The sequence below is a fragment of the Vreelandella titanicae genome, assembly GCF_014697095.1.
In the GTDB taxonomy this organism is placed as follows: domain Bacteria; phylum Pseudomonadota; class Gammaproteobacteria; order Pseudomonadales; family Halomonadaceae; genus Vreelandella; species Vreelandella titanicae.
Genome location: NZ_CP059082.1, coordinates 156,098 through 178,446, shown reverse-complemented (window position 1 = coordinate 178,446; position 22,349 = coordinate 156,098). Strand labels below are relative to the sequence as shown.

At 57.1% G+C, this 22,349-nt stretch carries 21 protein-coding genes and 1 tRNA gene; 2 read left to right on the top strand and 20 right to left on the bottom strand.

Annotated features, from left to right (window positions below):
• Nucleotides 1-172: 172 nt before the first annotated feature.
• The 14 genes from der to HZS52_RS00755 all read right to left on the bottom strand — a co-directional run bounded on the left by der (nt 173) and on the right by HZS52_RS00755 (nt 13,778).
• Nucleotides 173-1,576 (bottom strand): ribosome biogenesis GTPase Der, encoded by a 1,404-nt coding sequence (gene der / locus HZS52_RS00820; protein WP_022520083.1) that lies wholly within the window; start codon nt 1,574-1,576, stop codon nt 173-175.
• Nucleotides 1,573-2,742 (bottom strand): outer membrane protein assembly factor BamB, encoded by a 1,170-nt coding sequence (gene bamB, locus HZS52_RS00815; protein ID WP_190373998.1) that lies wholly within the window; start codon nt 2,740-2,742, stop codon nt 1,573-1,575. The genes der and bamB overlap by 4 nt, the downstream gene beginning before the upstream one ends.
• On the bottom strand, nt 2,739-3,395 hold the full coding sequence (locus HZS52_RS00810) for a YfgM family protein (RefSeq protein ID WP_027957429.1): 657 nt from the start codon (nt 3,393-3,395) through the stop codon (nt 2,739-2,741). The genes bamB and HZS52_RS00810 overlap by 4 nt, the downstream gene beginning before the upstream one ends.
• Before the next feature lie 67 nt (nt 3,396-3,462).
• Nucleotides 3,463-4,764, bottom strand: a complete 1,302-nt coding sequence (hisS, locus tag HZS52_RS00805; RefSeq protein ID WP_022520080.1) for a histidine--tRNA ligase — start codon at nt 4,762-4,764, stop codon at nt 3,463-3,465.
• A gap of 58 nt (nt 4,765-4,822) precedes the next feature.
• Complete coding sequence (gene ispG / locus HZS52_RS00800; protein WP_039860545.1) at nt 4,823-5,938, bottom strand: flavodoxin-dependent (E)-4-hydroxy-3-methylbut-2-enyl-diphosphate synthase; 1,116 nt, start codon at nt 5,936-5,938, stop codon at nt 4,823-4,825.
• 8 nt (nt 5,939-5,946) lie between these two features.
• The gene (locus tag HZS52_RS00795) at nt 5,947-6,984 is read right to left on the bottom strand and encodes a RodZ domain-containing protein (protein ID WP_022520079.1); all 1,038 of its coding nucleotides are present in this window, start codon (nt 6,982-6,984) and stop codon (nt 5,947-5,949) included.
• A 47-nt stretch (nt 6,985-7,031) separates the two neighbouring features.
• A complete protein-coding gene (gene pilW, locus HZS52_RS00790) occupies nt 7,032-7,766 on the bottom strand; it encodes a type IV pilus biogenesis/stability protein PilW (RefSeq protein WP_022520078.1) in 735 nt (244 codons plus the stop codon).
• A gap of 142 nt (nt 7,767-7,908) precedes the next feature.
• Nucleotides 7,909-9,093: a dual-specificity RNA methyltransferase RlmN gene (gene rlmN / locus HZS52_RS00785; RefSeq protein ID WP_009288408.1), complete on the bottom strand. Its 1,185-nt coding sequence runs from the start codon at nt 9,091-9,093 to the stop codon at nt 7,909-7,911.
• Nucleotides 9,094-9,182: 89 nt separating this feature from the next.
• Entirely contained in the window at nt 9,183-9,608 is a 426-nt protein-coding gene (gene ndk / locus HZS52_RS00780; RefSeq protein WP_022520077.1) for a nucleoside-diphosphate kinase, read from the bottom strand.
• A gap of 230 nt (nt 9,609-9,838) precedes the next feature.
• Nucleotides 9,839-10,165 (bottom strand): HesB/IscA family protein, encoded by a 327-nt coding sequence (locus HZS52_RS00775; RefSeq protein WP_022520076.1) that lies wholly within the window; start codon nt 10,163-10,165, stop codon nt 9,839-9,841.
• Between the two features lie 26 nt (nt 10,166-10,191).
• A complete protein-coding gene (locus HZS52_RS00770; RefSeq protein WP_159176040.1) occupies nt 10,192-11,382 on the bottom strand; it encodes an aminotransferase class V-fold PLP-dependent enzyme in 1,191 nt (396 codons plus the stop codon).
• Nucleotides 11,383-11,434: 52 nt separating this feature from the next.
• Nucleotides 11,435-11,902: a Fe-S cluster assembly transcriptional regulator IscR gene (iscR, locus tag HZS52_RS00765; protein ID WP_022520074.1), complete on the bottom strand. Its 468-nt coding sequence runs from the start codon at nt 11,900-11,902 to the stop codon at nt 11,435-11,437.
• A gap of 78 nt (nt 11,903-11,980) precedes the next feature.
• The gene (gene cysE / locus HZS52_RS00760) at nt 11,981-12,844 is read right to left on the bottom strand and encodes a serine O-acetyltransferase (protein ID WP_138800467.1); all 864 of its coding nucleotides are present in this window, start codon (nt 12,842-12,844) and stop codon (nt 11,981-11,983) included.
• Between the two features lie 169 nt (nt 12,845-13,013).
• Nucleotides 13,014-13,778, bottom strand: coding sequence for an RNA methyltransferase (locus HZS52_RS00755; protein WP_022520072.1), 765 nt, complete (start codon nt 13,776-13,778; stop codon nt 13,014-13,016).
• A 179-nt stretch (nt 13,779-13,957) separates the two neighbouring features.
• Between HZS52_RS00755 and HZS52_RS00750 the strand changes: the two genes are divergently transcribed.
• Nucleotides 13,958-14,752, top strand: a complete 795-nt coding sequence (locus tag HZS52_RS00750; RefSeq protein ID WP_159176042.1) for an inositol monophosphatase family protein — start codon at nt 13,958-13,960, stop codon at nt 14,750-14,752.
• Between the two features lie 129 nt (nt 14,753-14,881).
• On the opposite strand, the gene secF is transcribed toward HZS52_RS00750, so the two are convergent.
• From secF to queA, 5 genes are all read right to left on the bottom strand, one after another.
• Nucleotides 14,882-15,808 carry a protein translocase subunit SecF gene (gene secF / locus HZS52_RS00745; RefSeq protein ID WP_022520069.1) on the bottom strand — a complete coding sequence of 309 codons (927 nt, stop codon included), beginning with the start codon at nt 15,806-15,808 and terminating at the stop codon, nt 14,882-14,884.
• Nucleotides 15,809-15,872: 64 nt separating this feature from the next.
• Nucleotides 15,873-17,726, bottom strand: a complete 1,854-nt coding sequence (gene secD, locus HZS52_RS00740) for a protein translocase subunit SecD (RefSeq protein ID WP_053857131.1) — start codon at nt 17,724-17,726, stop codon at nt 15,873-15,875.
• A gap of 132 nt (nt 17,727-17,858) precedes the next feature.
• Nucleotides 17,859-18,185: a preprotein translocase subunit YajC gene (gene yajC / locus HZS52_RS00735; RefSeq protein WP_007111584.1), complete on the bottom strand. Its 327-nt coding sequence runs from the start codon at nt 18,183-18,185 to the stop codon at nt 17,859-17,861.
• 136 nt (nt 18,186-18,321) lie between these two features.
• Entirely contained in the window at nt 18,322-19,443 is a 1,122-nt protein-coding gene (gene tgt, locus HZS52_RS00730; RefSeq protein WP_027957421.1) for a tRNA guanosine(34) transglycosylase Tgt, read from the bottom strand.
• A gap of 93 nt (nt 19,444-19,536) precedes the next feature.
• On the bottom strand, nt 19,537-20,568 hold the full coding sequence (gene queA, locus HZS52_RS00725; protein WP_009286722.1) for a tRNA preQ1(34) S-adenosylmethionine ribosyltransferase-isomerase QueA: 1,032 nt from the start codon (nt 20,566-20,568) through the stop codon (nt 19,537-19,539).
• 114 nt (nt 20,569-20,682) lie between these two features.
• Here queA and HZS52_RS00720 point away from each other — a divergent pair.
• Nucleotides 20,683-20,769 (top strand) — tRNA-Leu (locus tag HZS52_RS00720).
• 106 nt (nt 20,770-20,875) lie between these two features.
• Here the strand turns inward: HZS52_RS00720 and HZS52_RS00715 are convergent.
• Nucleotides 20,876-22,246 carry a glycosyltransferase gene (locus tag HZS52_RS00715; RefSeq protein WP_190373997.1) on the bottom strand — a complete coding sequence of 457 codons (1,371 nt, stop codon included), beginning with the start codon at nt 22,244-22,246 and terminating at the stop codon, nt 20,876-20,878.
• Nucleotides 22,247-22,349 lie beyond the last annotated feature (103 nt).

Here is a 22,349-nt window from a genome sequence, read left to right as displayed (position 1 = left end):
TAAAGTGCTGATGCAAGCTTGTTAGCTTCGGGCTAATAAGCGCGGCTATTTGAGGGCTGAAGTCATTTTCTGTCAACAGAATTTACGTGTTCAAGCGCCTATTTAAGGCTAGAACCAAAACGCCCGCTTGATGATACAAGCGGGCGAATTCAAAAGGCAGCTAATAAGGCGTTTAACGACGGCTTTTACGCGCCTCTTTGGTGCGATTAAGCTCGCGCTTTTTAGCTTTCTCTTTGTCGCTGGCGCCCGCCATGTCATCGAACGGGTTACTGCCCGAGCGGAACTCAAAGCGAATTGGCGTGCCGCGTACCTTGAGCACCTTGCGGAAGGTGTTGGTCAAATAGCGACGATAGGCTTCTGGCAACGCCTCGGTTTGGTTGCCGTGGACGACGATAATCGGCGGGTTGCTGCCACCCTGGTGAGCCATCCGCAGTTTAATGCGTCGACCGTGCACCATCGGCGGTGGGTTTTGGCTTACCGCGTCCTGTAGCAGGGTAGTGAGGCGGTTGGTCGACCAGTGGGCGTTAGCGGCGTCAAAGGCGCGATCAATCGAGGGGTAGAGATCCCCCACTGCCGTGCCGTGTAGAGCAGAGATGAAGTGCAGCTCGGCATAATCCGCAAAGCCCAGGCGGCGCTTCACTTCAGTGCGCATTTTGTCCTTGGCTTCGGTCTCCAGGCCGTCCCACTTGTTGACTGCAAGCACCAGGGCACGACCGGTGGTCAACACGTAGTCGAGCAGGTGCAAATCCTGCTCCACCAGACCGCTGGAGCCATCCAGTACCATGATCACCACATGGGACTCTTTGATCGCATCCAGCGTCTTGATGATGGAGAATTTCTCGGCGATTTCGCGCACGTTCTTGCGCCGCCGAATACCCGCGGTATCAATCAGCACATAGGGCTTGCCGCGGCGCTCAAAAGGAATCTCGATAGCATCGCGGGTAGTGCCCGCCTCATCAAACACGACGACCCGATCTTCGCCCAGCAGGCGATTGACCAGAGTCGATTTGCCCACGTTCGGGCGGCCAATCACGCCGATGCGAACGCCTTTACTGCCGGTGTCGGCAGGAATGCTGGCATCGCGCTCCGGAAACGGTTCGAGCACCACATCGATCAGGGTGGAAACGTTGCGCCCGTGGGCGGCAGCAATTGGCCAGGGGTCGCCTAGGCCGAGCGACCAGAAGTCGCCCATTGCCGAATGCTCTTCTAACCCATCGGTTTTATTCACCACCAGCCAGGTTTTTTTCTGGTTAACCCGCAGGTGGTTGGCAATCGCCTGGTCAGCGGCGATAAGGCCGGCGCGAGCGTCGACCATAAACAGCACGATATCGGCTTCATCAATGGCGGCGAGTGACTGCTCTGCCATAGCGGCATCGATGCCTTCTTCGTCACCGCTGATACCGCCGGTATCAATCACGGTATAGACCTTATCGCCCAGCATGCCATTGCCGTACTTACGGTCGCGGGTGAGGCCAGGAAAGTCGGCCACCAGTGCATCACGCGAGCGCGTTAGGCGGTTAAACAGCGTCGATTTGCCCACATTGGGGCGACCGACTAAAGCAATGACGGGTGTCATGGAGTTACTTCCAGGGTTTCCAGGCGACCATTGTTGGCCTGGACATGAATGGTGCTGCCTTCAGTGACCGGGCGTACGCTGATGCCCGAGCTGTGCACGCGAGTGCGACCCACGATATCGCCTTCGCGAGCGTCGATCAGGTGAACATAACCTTCAAAATCGCCGAACACTAAACGGCCATCGGCGAAGGCGGGGGCGGTCAACCAACGATCTTCTAAATCGTCGTTGCGCCAAATTTCGCGGCCGTTGTTAGCGTCGAGGGCGACGACTTGGCTGTCATCGGTGACCACAAACAGGAAGTCGCCGACCAGAATCGGGGTATGGCGACTGGAGAGATCCGCTTCCCAAAGTACGTCGCCTTGAGTTGCTTCCAGCGCCACCACGCGGCCGTTATAGCTGGTCACGAACAGGCGGCCATCGGGGCTGATGATCGGCTGGCCGGAAAGATCGACCAGGCGTTCCACTTCACTACGCCCTTGGGGGGTGGCAATCTGCATTTCCCATAGCGGCTGGCCGCTGCGGTTATCCAGCGTGGCCAGGCGGCCATTGGCCAGGCCAACAAAGCTGACTGGATCAATGACCATCGGTGTACCGGTACCGCGCAGGGTGAGTGACGGCTGCGAACTGGTGTATACCCAGCGCTCTTCACCAGTGGCGCGATTCAAGGCAGTCACACGGCCATCGACACTTTGCACGACCAGCAGTTGCTGGTTGGCCTGGGGCGCGGCAAGCACTTCGCTGGATACCCGCGAGCGCCATTCTTCGCTGCCGTCACGTTGATCCAGCGTGATCACTTCGCCGTTACCGGTGGCCAGATAAACCTGACCGGCAATTGCCGTTAGCGCGCTGGAAATAGGGGTATCAAGGTCGATTTCCCACTCGACGTCGCCGCTGTTGGCATCCATCGCCATCACCACGCCTTCGACATCGGCCGCAAACACGGTGTCGCCTTCACGGGAAGGCGCGATGGGGTAACGGGCATGGCCCAGGCCATCGCCCACGTTGCGCCGCCACTGAGTTTCCAGCGAGGAGGTCTCGTCGAAACTACGCAGCTCTTTGGGGGTATAGGCAGGCTCGCCTTTACTCGCGCAACCGACCAGCAGTGCCAGCGACAGCGCGCCTAAGCTTGCGCGTACTAGCTGTTTCGTTGGGATACCAAAAGTCATTGTGTCGCCTCCTCAGCGCCGAGATCGTCAAGCTTGAACTGCACGCCGTAAAGCGGCTGGTCTTTGGTTTGAGACACTTCTAGAGCGGTTTCCCAGGCATCGCGGGCCGCCTCGGTGTCGCCTTGGGCGGCGAACGCATCGCCGCGCACGTTAGCTTTTTGGGCCGCTAGCGCATCACTAATCGGCTCGTCTAACAGCGCATGCGCCTGTTTAGGGTTACCGTCGGCAAGCTCGATACGGGCTAAACGTAGCCACGCCAAGCTTTGCACATAGCGGCGCGAGGAATCGGCTGCGCTTTCCAGTGCGGTGCGTGCTGCTTCCAAGTCGCCTTGCTGAACAGCCAAGCGGGCGTCGAGCAGCAGGGCGAGTTCGGCGTAGAGCGTATCGCCATGCTCGTCGGTCAGTTCGCTAACCATTTCCCGCGCGCTTGCTAGTTGCTCCTCGTCAAGCTCGTTGCCAGCGGTCATATTGACTAACTGCTGATAGCGCATGGAGGCCGCTTCAGCCTGGCCTTGCTGATAGTTCTGCCAGGCATTCCAGCCGAACACCCCGGCCGCCGCCAGGACAGCGCCTGCAATCAACGACATGCCGTTCTCTTTCCACCAGCGCTTGACGGCGTCTAGCTGTTCTTCTTCGCTTCTCAGCTCCACCACGGGCGGGCTCCTTTCTTCTAAAGTCGTATGTTTAGACCGTCGCATGCAAGCAGGCAGCCTGCAGGGCTTATGCGTTAGCCGTTAAAAGCTCGCCCAGCGTGCGGCCTAATGCGGCTTGAGGAACGCTTTGCTGTTCGCGGTCATCGCGCAGAAACTTGACCGTTGCCGACTGCGTCGCGATTTCATCTTCACCGATCAGTATGGCTATCGTAGCAGCGCTCTTGTCGGCTTTTTTGATTCGGCTTTTAAAGCTGCCGCCGCCGCAATGAAGCTGTAGACGCAGTTCAGGCAGCTCGCCACGCAGTTGCTCGGCCAGGGTGATCGCTGCCGTGGTGGCGGTATCATCCATGGGCAGCAAATAGACATCGCAGCCGCCAAGGGCGTTCTCAGGAATCAGTTCCAGGGTGTCGAGTAGCAGAATCAGCCGCTCAATGCCCATGGCAAAGCCTACCGCTGGGGTAGGCTTGCCGCCCAGCTGTTCGACTAGGCCGTCGTAGCGTCCGCCTGCACACACGGTGCCCTGGCTGCCCAGCGCAGTCGTGGTCCACTCGAACACGGTGCGGCAGTAGTAGTCGAGCCCGCGCACTAAGCGTGGGTTGATCACATAGTCAATGCCTGCTGCTTCAAGCATCTTCGTGAGCTGCTCAAAGTGTTCCTGGGATTCGGCATCCAGGTGATCCATCAACTGCGGCGCGCCGTCGAGCATCTCCGCCATGGCCGGATTTTTGGAGTCGAGAATACGCAGCGGGTTGCTGGTCAAGCGGCGTTTGGAGTCTTCATCGAGAGCGTCTAGGTGCTGCTCAAAGTAGGCCACCAGCGTATCTCGGTAGGCTGCCCGCGCCTCTGATGAACCTAGCGAGTTTAGCTCCAGGGTAACGTGCTCCATCAAGCCGAGTTCCTGCCACAGGCGCGCTGAAAGCAAGATCACCTCGGCGTCGATATCCGGGCCATCAAAACCGAAGGTCTCGACGCCGATCTGGTGGAATTGGCGGTAACGGCCTTTTTGCGGGCGCTCATAGCGAAACATCGGCCCCTGGTACCACAACCGCTGAGTTTGGTTATACAGCAGGCCGTGCTCCATGGCCGCGCGCACGCAGCTGGCAGTGCCTTCGGGACGCAGGGTCAAACTCTCGCTGTTGCGATCATCGAAGGTGTACATCTCTTTTTCGACGATATCGGTAACTTCACCGATAGAGCGTGCAAACAGCGCGGTTTGCTCAACGATAGGCGTGCGGATTTCATTAAAACCGTAACGCAGCATTAGCTGGCGTACTTTGGCTTCAAAAAATTGCCAGCGTGGGCTATCGCTGGGCAGTAGGTCGTTCATACCACGAATGGCTTGAATTTTTTTAACGGCGGACTTGCTCAAAGAAAACTCCTTATTCTGCCATCAGGCGTGGCGCACCCAGGCTGGCAGCCAGCCCCAGCTAAACGCTGCGGGCAATCATATCGTCTTGCTGCTGCTGTTTTTCGCGCACTTTTTCGCGAATCAACTGCTCGAGATCATCTACCAAGTGGTCGTTGCGCAGCTTGCTGGCGGGCTTGCCGTCGATATACACCAGGTTAGCGGGACTACCGCCGGTCAGGCCGATATCGGTCTCTTTGGCTTCGCCGGGGCCATTGACCACGCAGCCGATCACCGAGACGTTGAGCGGTGTCATTACGTCTTCCAGCCGCTCTTCGAGCTGGTTCATGGTGTCAATGACGTCGAAGTTCTGGCGCGAACAGCTGGGGCAGGCAATAAAGTTGATGCCTTTCGAGCGCAGCTTGAGGCTGCGGAGCATATCAAAGCCGACCTTGATCTCTTCCACCGGGTCTGCTGCCAGCGAGACGCGGATCGTGTCGCCGATTCCGTCCATCAGTAGCATACCCAGACCAATCGATGACTTGACCGTGCCCGAGCGCAGACCTCCCGCTTCGGTAATCCCTAAGTGCAGCGGCTGCTCGATGCGTGCGGCAAGGTCGCGATAGGCGGCCACGGCCATAAATACATCCGAGGCTTTGACGCTGACTTTGAAGTCGGGGAAGTCCAGGCGATCCAGGTAGTCAATATGGCGCATGGCAGACTCCACCAGCGCTGCTGGCGTGGGTTCGCCATATTTCTTCTGCAGATCTTTTTCCAACGACCCTGCGTTGACGCCAATCCGGATCGGAATGCCATGATCGCGGGCCGCGCTAACCACCGCGCGTACGCGGTCTTCACGGCCGATGTTACCTGGGTTGATGCGCAGGCAGTCGACGCCGAGTTCGGCGACGCGTAGGGCAATTTTGTAATCAAAATGGATATCGGCAACGAGCGGTACATTGACGAGTTTTTTGATCTGACCAAAGGTTTCGGCGGCGTCCATATCAGGTACTGAAACGCGTACGATATCCGCACCGGCTTTTTCCAACTGCTGGATCTGGGCCACGGTCGCGGCGACATCCAACGTGTTGGTATTGGTCATGCTTTGAACGGCAATGGGGGCATCACCGCCCACCGCGACGTTTCCAACCTGAATCTGGCGGGAATGGCGGCGTTTTATCGGAGAAGGGGCGTGCATAAGACGGGTCACTCTCCCAAGGTGAATCGGGCAACATTGTTGGCGCCTGCGCGGGCGGGAAGATCAACTTCCTCGCCTTGGTAGCGCAGCTCAACGCCGGTGGCATTACCTACGGTTAAGCGAAACGGAGGCTCACCCTCGACGGTTGTCGAGGTGCCGGGCGTTTGTAGGCCCACGAAGACGCGCTGGTTGGTGGCATCAAAAATTTCCGTCCACGACTGCTCGTTAAACGTCAGTTCGAGGACGTTGGCATTGGCGGTTTGCTCGGCGGCAGCGTTTTGTTCGCTATCAGTATCGCTCTCTTCAATACTGCTTTGCTCAGGCCTGCTAGGCTCATTGCTATCGTCGGCGGTGCTGGCCGTATCGGTGGTGCTATCCAGTGCGGATTCGTCGAGGCCAGTCACTGCGTCAACATCAGCTTGATCGCTGGGCGCTTGTTCTTGCGCAGCCGTCGGTGAAGGCGTGACGTTGGTGGCATTACTGGGCAGCGTCGCGCTTTCATCGCCACTGGTGAAGCTTGAATCCGTACTCTCTGCTGTTTCAGCGGGTTCACTGGTCGGCTCTGCCGGGGCGGTAGCGGTCTCTTCCGGGGAGGTTGAGCCAAAGCCCGGCGGCTCATTGCCACCCCGGCTTTGCCACCACATCACGGTCACCGCGATAAGACCCACAATTACCAGCAAAGTCACCAACTTGAACAGCCAGGCGCCAATACGGGAGGGTGGCCTCGCCGTGGAGACCGGGGTAACTTGGCGTTCGGTGTCGCTACCGCCGCTGCGGGCTTGATAAGCTTCAAGCACCAGCCGGTCATCCATGCCCAGGTATTTAGCGTAAGAGCGCAGGTAGCCGCGTCGATAAGCGGCGACAGGGATCTCTTGGTAGTCATCCTGCTCAAGCCCTCCCACCACGGCGGGGCGCAGGTTGAGCGCCCGGGCCGCATCGGCGAGCGGAATACCAAGCTGCTCGCGCTGGCGAGCAAGAAGTTCGCCAGGAGAGGCGCTAGTGTTAGGACTATCAATGACGTTTTCTTGTGACTGTGTATCGCTCATGGCTGAGCATCCTTCATTAAATAAGCGGTGATCAGGGCGTCAATCAGTCAGTCGTTGCCAAGCAGGCGCTGGTATTCGGCGGCGACGCTATGCTCGCCGCGTGAATGAGCGATATCAACCGCCATTCTTAGCGCTGCTTGGTTGGGCTCGGCGAGCTGTAAATAGGTTTGCAGCGGTGCCCAGGCCTGAGAGTAATTGCCCTGCGAATATTCGAGTTCAGCTAACATTAAATAGCCGCGTGAATTACGCGGATCAATACTTTGCGCGCGCTCCAATCGAGCGCGCGCCTTATCAAATTCTTCCAGCGCCAGATAACACTGCCCTAAATTAGTAAATAGCTGGGCACGGTTGGCGTACTGGGCATCCTGTGATGCGGTTTCTAACTGCTCACAGGCGGCGTTTAACTGGCCCTGACTGAACAAGAACGCCGCATAGTTGTTGCGGGCGCGGGTGAAGTCAGGCTCGGCATTCACCGCCTGTTGAAAATAGTCGTTGGCAAGTGCACTTTCGCCCTGGCGTTGATAAACCAGTGCCAGTGCTTGCAGCGCTTCTGCATGGTGTGGGGCAATTTCAAGTGCCCGATCCAGTGCGTTGAGAGCGCGGGGAAGATTATCGCGCTCTAAATAGGCGACGCCAAGCTGGGTATAGGCTTCTGCCGCCGCGGGGGTAGCTTGTGGTGAAAGGTTGTTGGACGAGGCACAGCCGGCTAGCCACAAGCTACCGATAAGCACGGTGAGCATGGGCACCCGCGATGGGTGTTGGCGCCTGCGGTGAGCGATCATGTAAATCCTCTTGTGGTGAACGTCCAACTGCGAGTAAGGCAATACATACAAACAGCAGTGCTAATCTAAATAAAAACCGTGACCATCAAAGCGCCGTGCCAAGCGGAAGTCAAGATAAGCCCGGTTTTCGACACTCCACCCCCTAGTCCGCGTCGAGCTGTACTGACTGGATATAGCGCGCGCTGCGTTTGGTGCGGTCTTTCACGCGACCAACGAGCTGGCCACAGGCAGCATCAATATCTTCACCTCGGGTTGTTCTAACCGTGGCGTTGTAGCCTAAATCATACAACCACTGCTGGAAGCGCATAACCTGATTACGCGACGGTTTTTCGTACCCAGAGTTTGGGAACGGGTTAAACGGGATCAGGTTGATCTTACACGGCAGCTCTTTAAGCAATGCAGCAAGCTGCTCGGCGTGCTCCTGCTGATCGTTGACGTCCTTGATCAGCGTGTACTCAATGGTGACCTGACGATTGTCCGGGCATTTGGAAAGGTAGCGGTGGCAAGCATCCAGCAACGCGCGAATATTGTACTTACGGTTGATGGGCACCAGCTCATTGCGCAACTCGTCCGTAGACGCATGCAGCGAAATCGCCAAGCTAACGTCCATTTCATCGCCGAGCTTGTCGATCATCGGCACCACGCCAGAGGTCGACAGCGTCACGCGGCGCTTGGACAGGCCATAGCCGTTGTCGTCGAGCATCAGCTTCATGGCAGGCACAACGTTGTCGAAGTTGAGCAACGGTTCGCCCATGCCCATCATCACTACGTTGGTCACCGGACGGTTCGCCGTATCACGCCGCGGGCCAACGCTGCGCTGAGCGACCCATACCTGGCCGATAATTTCAGCAGCGGTTAAGTTGCGCTGAAACCCCTGCTTGCCGGTGGAGCAGAAGCTGCAGTCCAGCGAGCAGCCGACCTGGGAGGAAACGCATAGCGTGCGGCGCTTACCGTTCTCCGCCGGGATCAGTACCGTTTCTACATAGCTGCCGTCTTCCACTTCCAGCACCCACTTACGGGTGCCGTCGCTGGAAGTACCCTCATAAATCACCCCTGGGCCACGAATTTCTGCCAGCCGGGCCAGTTTTTCACGCAGTGCTTTGGAAAGGTTCGTCATGGCAGCAAAGTCATCGCTGCCTTCCTGGTGAATCCACTTCATTAGCTGCGCGGCACGGAACTTCTTTTCGCCGATCGACAAAAAGAAGGCTTCCATCTGCTCACGGGACATGCCAAGCAGGTTTTGACGCTCAGGCGTCGCTTTTGCAGCAGGCTTGCTGGCGGCGTCAGTATGTGGGGCGGGCGTGTGTTGGGCTACAGTGGTGGTCATGGCGGTCAGCGTTATAGAAAGGGGCGGGGGACTAGCCCCCGCAAAATGGCCGGCAACGAAAGTTGATTCGGCGGCGCTACCTTAAAGGCTTAGCGCGGGCAGATTTCGTCGTTGCCAAAGAAGTAGCTAATTTCGCGCTCAGCGCTTTCCGGAGAATCAGAACCATGGACAGCATTGGCGTCAATTGTTTCCGCAAAATCGGCGCGAATAGTGCCGGGTGCCGCTTCTTTCGGGTTGGTCGCACCCATCAGGTCACGGTTTTTAGCGATGGCGCCTTCACCTTCAAGCACTTGTACAACCACCGGCCCAGAGGTCATGAAGCCAACCAGGTCTTTAAAGAACGGACGCTCTTTGTGTTCTGCGTAGAAGCCGCCAGCCTTCTCTTCAGAGAGATGAACCATTTTGGCTGCGACGACTTTTAGACCCGCTTTTTCGAAGCGAGCAATGATGTCACCGATAGCATTCTTGGCAACGGCATCAGGCTTGATAATAGAAAGAGTGCGTTCAGTAGCCATGTAAATGGTCTCCTTAAAAAGGCTTAAGCAAAAAGTGCCGCCCTAGAAGGCCAGGGCGGCCCAGAAAATGATTCAGTTAATAGCGCTTCGGCAGTTAGCGTTTTTAAACGCTAATGTGTCAAAAAAGCATGCGGGCGTAACCCGGCTGCCTGCGCTTGTGTATCCAGGGGCGTGATTATAGCGCTTAAGCCGGGGTATGAATACCGGCGATGAAGCTGACCAAGCAATGCTTAGACGGTAAAGCTCTCACCGCAGCCACACTCATCTTTGACGTTAGGGTTGTTGAAGCGGAAAAAGCGGTTCAGCCCTTCGCTGACGTAATCCACTTCGCTACCGTTAAGCATCTCTACCGCATCGGGAGCGACATAGACGCTGGCACCGTGGGCTTCAAAATGGACTTCTTCGTCACTGACGGTGTCGGCAAAATCGAGCACGTAGCTATAGCCAGAGCAACCGCTTGGCTTGACCGAGACGCGCAGGCCGAGGCCTTGGCCGCGCTCGTCGAGCACGTGACGAATCTGTTGTGCGGCAGCCGGGGTAATATTGAGTGTTGCCATGAGGCGTCCTCCTTAAAAATAGTCAGCTAGTCAGCCGCTTGACGGGGCGGTGTACGTAAACCGCTCACCGCATGGCGTATGAGCGTTAGCGCATGATCAATGTCGGCTTCGGTGGTAAAGCGCCCGAAGCTAAAACGCAGCGATGAGAGCGCCAGCGAGCGTGGTGTGCCGATGCCGAGCAGCACATAGGACGGGTCGACGCTGGCCGAGTTGCACGCCGATCCGGTGGAGACCGCTACATCGCGCAACGCCATCAGCAGTGACTCGCCGTCGACACCTTCGAATGCCAGATTGAGAATGTTGGGTACTGCTCGCTTTTCAGTGTCATTCAGCGGCGTGTTCGAGAACACACCATCAAGCCCCTCCAGGCCACGCAGAAAGCGCTGCTGCAAGCCCATAATATGGACGTTGTCTTCGTCGTACTGCTGCTGCATCAGTGCAAAGGCTTCACCCATGCCAGCAATTTGGTGTGTCGGCAGGGTGCCAGAGCGCATACCGCGCTCATGACCGCCGCCATGTATCAGCGCCTCAACGCGGATGTCCGGGTGGCGCTTCACATAAAGCGCCCCGACGCCTTTAGGGCCGTAAGTTTTATGGCCGGACAGCGACATCAGGTCGATCTGCTGAGCCACTACGTCTAAGGGAATACGCCCCACCGCCTGGGCAGCATCCGTATGAAACGCCGCGCCAAACTCATGGGCAACGGCCGCTAGAGCCGAGATATCGTTGATACTGCCCAGTTCGTTGTTAACCGCCATCAATGAAACCAGCGCGGTGTCATCGCGCATCGCTGCGCGCAGCTGTTCGGGTTCAATACGGCCATCCTGGCCCGGCGTTAGCCAGGTAATCTCAAAGCCCTCTTTCTCCAGCGCATGGGCAGTGTCAACGATGGCTTTATGCTCAATCGTCGAGGTCACCAAGTGTAGGCCACGCTCGCGGTTGGCGCGCATAAAACCAATCAGCGCTAGGTTGTCAGCTTCGGTGGCGCCGCTGGTCCAGACGATCTCTCTCGGGTCGGCGCCAATGGCATCGGCCACCTGGCGGCGCGCCTGCTCAATCACCTGCTCTGCCTGCCAGCCCAGCATATGGCTGCGCGAAGCCGGGTTGGCAAATAGCTGGTCAACCGTCAGGTAGCGTTGCATAACCTCAACCACGCGGGCATCCGCCGGCGCGGTGGCGGCGTAATCCAGGTAAATGGGCAGCGTGGGTGTGGTCATCGTTACGTTCCAGCGGTTGATCGATCAAGGTAATCGGGTTTGTGTCGTGGGGTCAGGGTGAAGAGGCGAGAATGCCTGCCTCGGCACGCTGTTTCTGTCGCGACGCAATACGTATGACATCAGGACGCAGCATCAGTTGTGCCAGGGTCATATCGTCAAGAAAATGGCGTATCTGCACGGAGAGCTCGCACCACAAATGGTGGGTCAAGCAGGTGTCACCCTGTTGGCAGTCAGAGAGCCCCTGGCAACGGGTGGCATCAACGCTTTCATTTACTGCGTCAATCACCTTTGAAACGCTAATCGCGTCCGCAGGCTGCGAAAGCAGATAGCCGCCGCCTGGGCCGCGCACGCTGTTGACCAAGCCTGCACGGCGCAGGCGAGCAAAAAGCTGCTCTAAATAGGAGAGCGATATCTCTTGACGCTGGGAGATATCGCTTAGGCTGGTCGGGCCGTTGTGGGCATGCAAGGCTAAATCGAGCATGGCGGTAACGGCGTAACGGCCTTTAGTGGTCAAGCGCATGGCAAGCCCCTCGACGCTGAAAGCTCAGCGCACTAACGGCAAATGTGCTGCCATTATGGGAAAACCTGAGTGCTTTGGTCAACCATTACGCGGCGGCAGCGTTTCTTGCTCGGCTGATGGTGGAGTGGCCGAGTGCTTGCCAACGCCGGTGCAGCCGGTATCGTTCTCGTCCAGAATATCGGCAAAATCTTCATCGCGCAGCGCCGGTAACTGGCCGTCACGGTAGTTGTCATCTAGCTTACGCAGGGTAGAGCACATGCGCTCAATGCGCTCATCCACGGCGTGCATATGGTCGAGCATTGCCTGCATCGAACGGGCTACGGGGTCGGGCATGTCCTGGCTGACGCCGTAGGCGTCAAAGCCAAATTTTTGGCAGATGGCTTCGCGTCGGGCGGGGTCGACATCCAGTGCTTCTTCCACATCGGGGTCGGCGCGTTTAACGATTTTACCGGGAATACCTACCACCGTGGCGCCCGGCGGTACTTCTTTGGTGACCACGGCATTAGAGCCAATTTTCGCTCCAGCGCCGACCGTAAAGGGCCCCAGTATTTTGGCGCCCGCACCGACAATCACGCCATCCCCCAAGGTGGGATGGCGCTTGCCTTTGTTCCAGCTGGTGCCGCCCAGGGTGACACCTTGATAGAGCGTTACGTTATCGCCCACCAGCGCCGTTTCGCCAATCACCACACCCATGCCGTGATCAATAAAAAACCGCCGACCAATCGTGGCGCCAGGGTGAATTTCAATGCCGGTGAGCCAGCGTGAAAACGTCGATAGCGTCCGCGCTAGCCACTTGAGGTTTTTTTTCCACAGCCAGTGGCCGCAGCGATGCAGCAGGAGGGCGTGCAGGCCAGGATAGTTGGTCAGCACCTCAAGAAAGTTACGTGCGGCCGGGTCGCGGTCAAATACGCTGTTGATGTCTTCACGTAGACGTTGAAACATGAGGTGTTCCTTGGCGTTATATAAGGCGGCGTCTAGCTATTGAACTATTAGAACGGATTTTTGAAATATCGCCGGTTCTTGGAATATCAATAGAGAAATTACGTTAGCAGAATAGCGAAGTTGGGGCACGCAGCATCAACTTCAAGTTTAGCGTTTCCTGCCTACTAAATTACGGCTTGGGTGGCTTGGTGTTCGCAGCCTTTTCGGTAGCCGACAGAATTCCACGCAAAATATTCATTTCCATGCGTTCTGGGCGAGCGCGCAGGTACAAGCGGCGCAGTCTCGCCATTAGCTGTCGTGGCTGATCAGGGTCGTGGAAGTCAATACCAATCAGCGTGCGCTCTAAGTGCTCAAAGTAGCGCTCTAGCTCGGCGTGGGTGGCCAGATCATCGTCATCATTTGGCACAGTTGGAGGTGCATCCGCTTGGCCATCTGATTGGCTTAGCCACGCCATGCGACACTCATAGGCAAGCACCTGAACCGCTGCGGCCAAATTGAGTGAGCTAAAGTCGGCATTGGTAGGAATATGCACATGTGCGTGGCAGCGCTGTAATTCAGCATTGGTAAGGCCGCTGTCCTCGCGCCCGAATACCAGCGCCACGCGGGACTCAGCAGCCTGGCACTCGGCGGGCAGCCGGTCAGCTAACTCCCGCGGTGAGAGCATCGGCCAGGGCAGAGTGCGTGAGCGCGCACTGGCGCCCACGGCCAGAGTGCAATCAGCTACCGCCTCTTCCAGTGAGGCATGCACACTGGCTTGATGAAGGAGGTGGTCAGCGCCGGAGGCACGGGAAATGCTGTCCTGGGTAATCACTTCACAGCGGGGGGCAACGAGGGCTAAATCTGCCAGGCCCATATTGTGCATGGCGCGTGCCACGCCGCCGATATTGCCGGGATGGCTGGTGCCGATAAGAACAATGCGAATGCGCTCAAGCATGATAAGGCTCGGTGAATAAAGAGGGTGATTATTATTGCGTAAAGCGCGCAGTCTAGCATGAGTCGGTGGTATGCCCGAGAGTGGTCTGCTAGAATTGCGCGCCAAAGGCGGCACCTGCGCCTACTTATGCTCTATGATTAGCATCACGTTCTTTAACATCACTGTCACAAGGCCCGATCATGAATCCGATGGTCCAATTTACGCTGCGTGCTGCACGCGGCGCTGTTGAGCACTTCCTACGCGTACGCGAACGTATTGAAAACGCGCACGATGAATTTAACCTTGACCGCCTACTCGACGAGACGGCGCGCAAGGCCGAAGCGACGATTGTTCAGCAGTTGGAGCGCGGTTATCCCCAGCACGGTGTTACCGGCCGCTTTACCCCGCACCGCGCGGGTGAAGGCGAAGGCGCGGATATCGTCTGGAAAATTGAACCGATGCACGGCTACTCTAATTTAGCCGTTGCCGGCAAGGGCTTTGCACTCTCAGTGGTGTGTCTTATCAAAGGTCGTCCCGAACACGCGGTGATTATCTGTCCGTTCGCCGACGATGAATATATCGCCAGCCGCGGCCGCGGCGCCCAGCACAACGACAAGCGCATGCGCGTTAGCAAGCCTACCGCCATTAGCGGCACGCGTATGGCCATGAGCCTGCCGGAAGTTTGGCTTCGCCCCCGTAATTTACCTGCTTATTTAACCGTTTCACAGCAGCTTGCCCCACAGGTAGAAAACCTGCTGGCCACCGGCTGTGGGCTGCTGGATTTGTGCGAGTTGGCTACTGGGCGAGTGGATAGCGCTTTTGTGCTCGGCCTGGAAGAGCAGGATATGCTGGTAGGCACGCTGTTCCTGAAAGAGGCGGGCGCCTTGATGGGTACGCCGGACGGCCAGCCCACGGTGAAAGTGGAAGGGCAGCTAATGGCAGCCGGGCCGCGTCTCTATAAAGCGCTGATCAAGCAGCTCACGCCGCACTTTTAAGTAGCAATGCTAAGCTTTTAAAGATAAAAGCTTTAAAGACGACCGTTTTTAAAGACAAAAAAAGCCCCTGCTGAATTCCCAGCAGGGGCTTTTTTGTAGGCTAAATAAGAGGAGTATAGAGATGCGCCGTTAAGGCAGCTCTTCCTCTTCTTCGTCGAACTCTTTCTTGGTGGGAATCAAATCTTCTCGCGACAGCTTCAGTGGTAGCAGTAGCGCCGCAGCAATATAGATAGACGAGAACGTACCCACAACGATGCCGACCAGCAGCGCAATGGCGAAATTCTCAATCATATCCCCGCCCAATAGCAGCAGAGCGAGCAGTACCAGAATGGTGGTGCCCGAAGTTGCCAAGGTGCGCGAGAGCGTGGCGTTAATCGCTTCGTTGAAGATCTGCGGCATATCGTCGATACGCGAAGTGCGGATGGCTTCGCGGACGCGATCATAAACCACGATGGTATCGTTCAGCGAGTAGCCGATAACTGCCAGGATGGCTGCCAATACGGTAAGGTCGAAATCGAGCTGAAACAGAGCGAACACGCCCACTACGATAATCACATCGTGCAGCAGTGCCAGCAGTGCGCCAATCGCAAACTTGTACTGAAAGCGGAAGGCCACATAGAGCATGACCACGCCGAGCGCTACCAGCAGACCCAAGCCACTCTGGTCACGCAGTTGGTCACCTACCTGGGAACCAACAAACTCAGAGCGAACAAGGTCAACGCTATTACCACTCGCGCGTAGCAGGTTTACTACCTCGCCGCCTACATCAGCGTCAAACGCCTGCTGGAGACGAATCAAGACTTCGGTTGATGCCCCAAAGGTTTGCACCGAGACATCTTGAAAGCCGCTCTCTTCGAGCAGCACACGAATAGCGTCCAGGGAGGGCGCAGCGCCGTAGCGCACCTCAATCAGAGTACCGCCAGTAAAGTCCAGCCCTAGGTTGAGCTGCTGGAACAGGATGGCGCCAATCGACACGATCAGTAACACAGCGGAGACGGCAAACGCGATGTTGCGCCGTCCCATAAAGTCGATTCGCAGGTGTGATAGGGGTTTCATTACCACCTCTTCAGTTCTGGGCTAAGCGCGTGGTTTAAATTCATGCTTTTCAAATCCATGCTCTTTAAATCCACAGCTTTTTGACGGGTTTGCTGCCATAGGCCAAGTTGACCATGGCGCGAGTCACCATCAGAGCGGTGAACAGCGACGTCAAAATGCCGATAGAGAGTGTGACGGCGAACCCTTTCACCGGGCCGGAGCCAATCGAGAACAGGATAACGGCCACCAGCAGTGTGGTGATGTTAGCGTCGACGATGGAGGTGAAGGCGCGCTCATAGCCGGCTTGGATCGCTTGCTGAACTGACATGCCGTTACGCAGCTCTTCACGTATTCGCTCGAAAATCAGCACGTTGGCATCTACCGCCATGCCCAGTGTCAGTACGATACCGGCAATACCTGGCAGCGTCAGCGTGGCGCCCAGCATCGACATCACTGCGACCAACAGCGTTAAGTTCAGCGCCAGGGCGATATTGGCAAACACGCCAAACACCTTATAGCGCACCAGCATAAACAGCACGACCAGCAGCAAGCCAATCTGTACCGAGAGCAGGCCCCGCTCAATGTTTTCAGCGCCCAGGCTTGGCCCAATGGTGCGTTCTTGGACGAAGTAGATGGGAGCCGCAAGGGAGCCCGAACGCAGCAGCAACGCCAGCTCAGCGGCTTCTGTCGGCGAATCCAAACCGGTGATCCGGAAGCTGTTGCCAAGCGCACTCTGAATAGTGGCCAAACTGATCAGGCCGCGCTCAACGTAAGGCTCGCGCTCAATGGTCTCTTCGCCCGTTTCCGGGTCGACCACCACGGTGTCTTCACTCTTATGCTCGATGAACAGCACCGCCATATTGCGGCCGATATTGGTGCGTGTGGCACGGTTCATTAGCGTACCGCCGGTGCCGTCCAGATCAATATTGACCTGCGGGCGACCATTCTCATCAAAGCTGTTGCTGGCACTGGAGACACTATCGCCGGTAATGATCACGTCGCGCATTAGCTCGGCAGAGCGCGAAGGCTCATTTCGGAAGGTGAGGGTTTCCGTTTCGTTATCCGGCGTATCGTTGCGCGCTTCCAGGCGGAACTCCAGGTTCGCCGTTGCGCCGACAATACGCTTGGCCGCCACGGTGTCCTGGATGCCCGGCAGCTCCACCACGATCTGGTTGGGGCCTTGGCGCTGCACCATAGGCTCAGCCACGCCCAGCTCATTGACCCGGTTGCGTAGGGTGGTCAAGTTCTGGTTGATCGCGTAATCCTGAATTTCGTTTACCGATTGATCGCTAAGCGTCATTACCAGCGTTGAAGCGCGGCCATCGCCTTCACTGCTGTATTCAAATTCAGGAAAGTCACGGCTGATCAGGCTGCGGGCCGTATCGCGGTCTTCGGCGCTGGCAAAATCGATCGACAGCGTGCGCTCCTCGATATCGGTATTACGATAGCGAATCCGCTCGTCGCGTAGCAGCTCACGCATGGCGCTGGCGTTGACTTCCAGACGCTGGGTCAGCGCGGCGTCCATATCCACTTCGAGCAGGAAGTGCACGCCACCGCGCAAATCAAGGCCCAGCGTCATGGGGGAAGCAGAGAATGCCTGTAGCCATTCTGGCGTTGCTTCGGCGAGGTTTAGCGCTACCGTCGCATCATCGCCTAAAAGGTCAGCGGCAATGTCGCGAGCAGGAAGTTGATCGTCATCGTGGCGTAAACGAATAAGCCACTGCCCGTTCTCTTCTTCGAGGGCTTTGATCTCAATATCGTGTTCGCTGAGCGCGGTTTCAACACGGTCTATCTGACGCGCATCCAGCGAGTCGCCTTGGGCGCTGCTAATTTGGATGGCGGGATCTTCGGGGAATAGATTGGGAAGCGAGTAGATAAGGCCAACCACCAGGACGACCAGTATCAGCAGATACTTCCACAGGGGGTAACGGTTGAGCATGCAAGCCCTGCCTTCAATTACAAACGGAATGCTGTGCACGGACACGCCGCGCACAGCAAAGTTCACCATCATTCATACCATGTCACCCCTGCCGGGGTGGCTGGCACTGGCTCGGCAGGGGTATTACAAGGTTTAGATGGACTTGATGGTGCCTTTAGGCAGTACGGCGGCAACGGCGTTCTTCTGCACGTTAACTTCGGTGCCTTCAGAGATCTCGATGGTCAGGAATTCGTCGCTCACCTTAGTGATACGACCTACCAAACCGCCGCCAATAACGATCTCATCGCCTTTGTCCAGGTTGGTGACCAGCTGCTTGTGCTGCTTGGCGCGCTTGGCTTGCGGGCGCCACAACAGGAAGTAAAAAATCAGCACGAAACCGACCAGCATGACGATTTGCGCAATACCACCGCCAGCGGCGGCTTCTTGGGCATGGGCTGGTGAGATGAAGAAATCCAGCATTGCAGAGAACTCCTGAGTTAGAAAAGCTTAGGTTTTTAGATGCTTGGTTTTGAAAGCTTGGTTTGTAAAAAGCCTGGTTTTTAAAACATAGCCAAACAGTTTAAACCACGCGCCAAGGCGCGTGGCGATTAATTCGTCAGGGCTGGCTTAGCGGAGGCACTGGCAAGCCACGCCGCGCATAGAAGCCTTCCACAAAGGTCGTCAATGTACCCGCTTCAATTGCCGCGCGCAAATCGGCCATCACACGCTGGTAGTAACGTAAGTTGTGGATGGTGTTGAGCATCGAGCCGAGCATTTCATTGCAGCGATCCAAATGGTGCAAGTAGCCTCGTGAGAAATTCTGGCAAGTATGGCAATCACACTCTTCATCAAGCGGGCGGGTGTCAAAACGGTGCTTAGCGTTACGAATTTTGACCGTGCCTTCCGAGGTGAACAGGTGGCCGTTACGCGCGTTGCGGGTGGGCATTACGCAATCGAACATATCCACACCCCGGCGCACGCCTTCCACCAGGTCTTCGGGTTTGCCGACGCCCATTAGGTAGCGAGGCATCTCATCCGGCATCCAGGTGGGCAGGTAGTCGAGCACCTTGATCATCTCTTCTTTCGGTTCGCCGACGGAAAGCCCGCCAATCGCCAAACCATCAAAGCCGATTTCCAGCAGCCCTTTGAGCGAGCGTTCGCGCAGCTCAGGGTGCATGCCGCCCTGAATGATGCCGAACAGCGCGGAAGGCGAGTCGCCATGGGCATCCCGCGAGCGTTTGGCCCAGCGCAGCGATAGCTCCATGGATTTCTCGGCTTCGTCAAACGTGGCCGGGTAGGGCGTGCACTCGTCAAAGATCATCACCACATCGGAGCCCAGCGAACGCTGAACCGCCATGGACTCTTCCGGGCCCATAAAGACTTTGCTGCCATCCACAGGCGAGCGGAAGTGCACGCCCTGCTCGGTGATCTTGCGCGTCTCACCGAGGGAGAAGACCTGAAAACCGCCGGAGTCGGTCAGAATCGGTTTGTCCCACTGGGCGAAGTCATGCAGGTCGCCGTGAGCTTCAATCACCTCGGTGCCAGGGCGCAGCCACAGGTGAAAGGTGTTGCCGAGGATGATTTCGGCGCCGATCTCTTTGACGGAATCCGGCGTCATGCCTTTCACCGTGCCGTAGGTGCCTACTGGCATAAACGCCGGGGTCTCCACTGTGCCACGGGGGAAGTGGAGGCGGCCACGGCGCGCACGGCCATCGTCGGCCAGGCGCTCAAAGCGCATAAAGCATTCGTTTCGCATATAAAGTAACTCGTTAATCTCGTTCGTTTGGCGCGACGGGTGCAGGGCAAGCGGGTCAACAATCAGCAGCAATACCTAGCGGGTCAACAGCATGGCGTCGCCATAGCTAAAAAACGCATAGCGCTCGGCCACTGCCCGTTGATAGGCGTGCATGATGGTGTCATAGCCCACGAAGGAGGACACCAGCATTAGCAGCGTCGATTCCGGTAGGTGGAAATTGGTAATTAAAGCATCCACGCAGCGCCACTGGTAACCGGGGTAGATGAAAATGTCGGTATCGCCACTATAAGGCGCGATCTGTCCGTCGCTACTTTTCATGCAGGCGCTTTCCAGGCAGCGCACGCTGGTGGTGCCCACTGCCACCACCCGCTTGCCTGCTGCCAGGGTCTCGCGCACTTGCTGGCAGGTAGCTTCCGTGACCTCAATCCACTCGCTGTGCATATGGTGTTCAAGGATGTTGTCGACGCGCACCGGCTGAAAAGTGCCCGCGCCCACATGCAGCGTCACAAAGGCACGGTTAATGCCTTTATCGGCAAGGGCGTCCAGCAGCGGCTGATCAAAATGCAGCCCGGCGGTCGGCGCCGCCACTGCACCGTCACGTCGGGCATACACGGTTTGGTAACGCTCACGGTCGCTGAGTTCGTCTTCGCGGGTAATATACGGTGGCAGCGGCATATGGCCGTGCTTTTCGAGCAGCGCAATCATCGGCGTATCGCCCAAAAAGCGCAGCTCGAACAGGGCATCACGGCGGCCTTCTACGATGGCGTGAATATCGCCCTCGAAAATCAGCTCGGTGCCGGGCTTCGGCGACTTACTCGAACGAATATGCGCCAAGCCACGGTGAGCATCCAGCGGGCGCTCCAGTAACATCTCCACTTTGCCGCCGCTGGCCTTATGGCCGTGCAGGCGCGCCGGAATCACCCGGGTGTCGTTAAACACCAACAGGTCACCGGGCTCCAGAAGCTCAAGCAAATCGGGAAAGCGGCGGTGTTCCAGCGCGCCGCTCTGGCCATCCACGCACAGCAAACGGCAGTCGCTACGCTGTTCAGAAGGGTAGCGAGCAATTAATTCGTCGGGTAGTTCGTAATGAAAATCCGCGCGCTGCATGGCGTATAACTCTTAGCGTTGATCAAACAGGCGGCATAGGATAGCGCTTTGGCTGCATAAAGTCAGTCAATGTGATTGACCTACCTCGACATTTACGTATAATGCGCAGCCATTGCCGGTGTGGCGGAATTGGTAGACGCAGCGGATTCAAAATCCGCCGCCTTTACGGGTGTGCCAGTTCGAGTCTGGCCACCGGCACCAAATTTAAAATCAGGCACTTAGGTGCCTTTTTTTATGTCTGCAATTTGAGTTTTTCCCTCCTAAGTGCCCGAATGTGTCCACAAAGTGTCCACGTAGGTTCCGGCGCTTACTTTCTCTCACTAGCCAAACGCTCAGCCGCGATCTGATGATAAAGACTCGCGAGTTCCGCACTTTTGGCATCTTCGTGCCAGCTGGCGGCGTAGGTTTGGGCGCGTTCGGCGAGCTGTTGGCGCAGGGTGTCATCGCTTAGCAGGCGGTTGACCTTGGTGGCGAAGTCGTCATGGTTATCCTCGGCGATTAGGCAGCCTTCTCCTTCTTTTAGTACATCAAGCGTGCCCATCATGGCGGTGGAAACCACCGGCGTGCCTAGTGCCATCGCTTCCAGCAGTACCAGCCCCTGGGTTTCCGTGCGTGACGCAAATACAAAAACGTCGGCGGCGCGGTAGGCGGCTTGCAGCGGGCCGCTGCGGTTGAGATAGCCGAGGAACAGCACCGATTCTGCCACGCCAACTTCCTGGGCGCGCCGGACAAGCGAGTCATGGGCCGGGCCTTCGCCGGTAATGATCAGCCGGGTGTTGGGGTGTTCGGCTAATACCTTGGGCAGCATATCGATCAGAAAATCGATGTTCTTCTCAAAGGCGGCGCGGCCTACATAGAGCAGCAGGCGTGCTTCTTGGGGTAGATCGTAATGAGCACGAAAGTCGCTATCATCCTGGGTTCCCTGAGAGTGGCAGAACGACTCCAGTGACAAACCGGTGGGAATGACCGTGGAGGGCGTGGTCACTCCATAGCGGGTAAGGGCTTCCTGCATTGCCCGTGAAGGAGCAACCAAAGCGTCGATCTGCTGGCACTGGCGCACTGAAAGCCGACGCGCGGCAAGTCGTAGCCAGCGTCGTGGAAGCCAACGGATATAGTGGTGAACATACTCCTCAAACAAGGTGTGGTAGGTCGCTACCACCGGAAGCCCGAGCCGACGACCCAGCGTTACACCGGCGTAGTGGGCGGTAAACGGCGTGTGGACATGAATAAGATCGAAGGCTTCAGCGGCAAGCTGCGGTTTCAGAGTGATCAAGTCCCGGTAGCGCATCATGCGATCCTCCGGGTCGCCGGGTACCTGGCGCGAGCGGATGCGCAATACGCCCGGTTCGTCCACTTGGCCCACAGGATAATCGGGGCAGATCAGCATGACCGAGTGGCCCAAACGCTCAAGGGCGCTGCGAAAACTGGCGATAGAGGTGGAAACACCATTAACGCGGGGGAAGTAGACATCCGAAATCATCAGTATCTTCATACCGCTCAACGGTGTCTCGGTCGTTGACGCCGCTGAGTGAAGCAGCGTTAAAGTTGGCGCTAGTCGTGCTTCGCGTTCAGCTTTACGCTGTAGATGTAGGGCATTGCCGTTGGCTAATTGAGTGAGGGCCGCGACTTCCTGGTCACTGAGAGGAGAGTTGAGAGAGGGGCGTCGGCGCTGTGGCATGTTGTTTTGACTCTTGTGGCAGCTTACGAATAAGCTATCTTGAGTCCATGACTGGCGGATGACAGCCAGCGCGCTTAGATAAATACCGTGCACTTACCGGGAA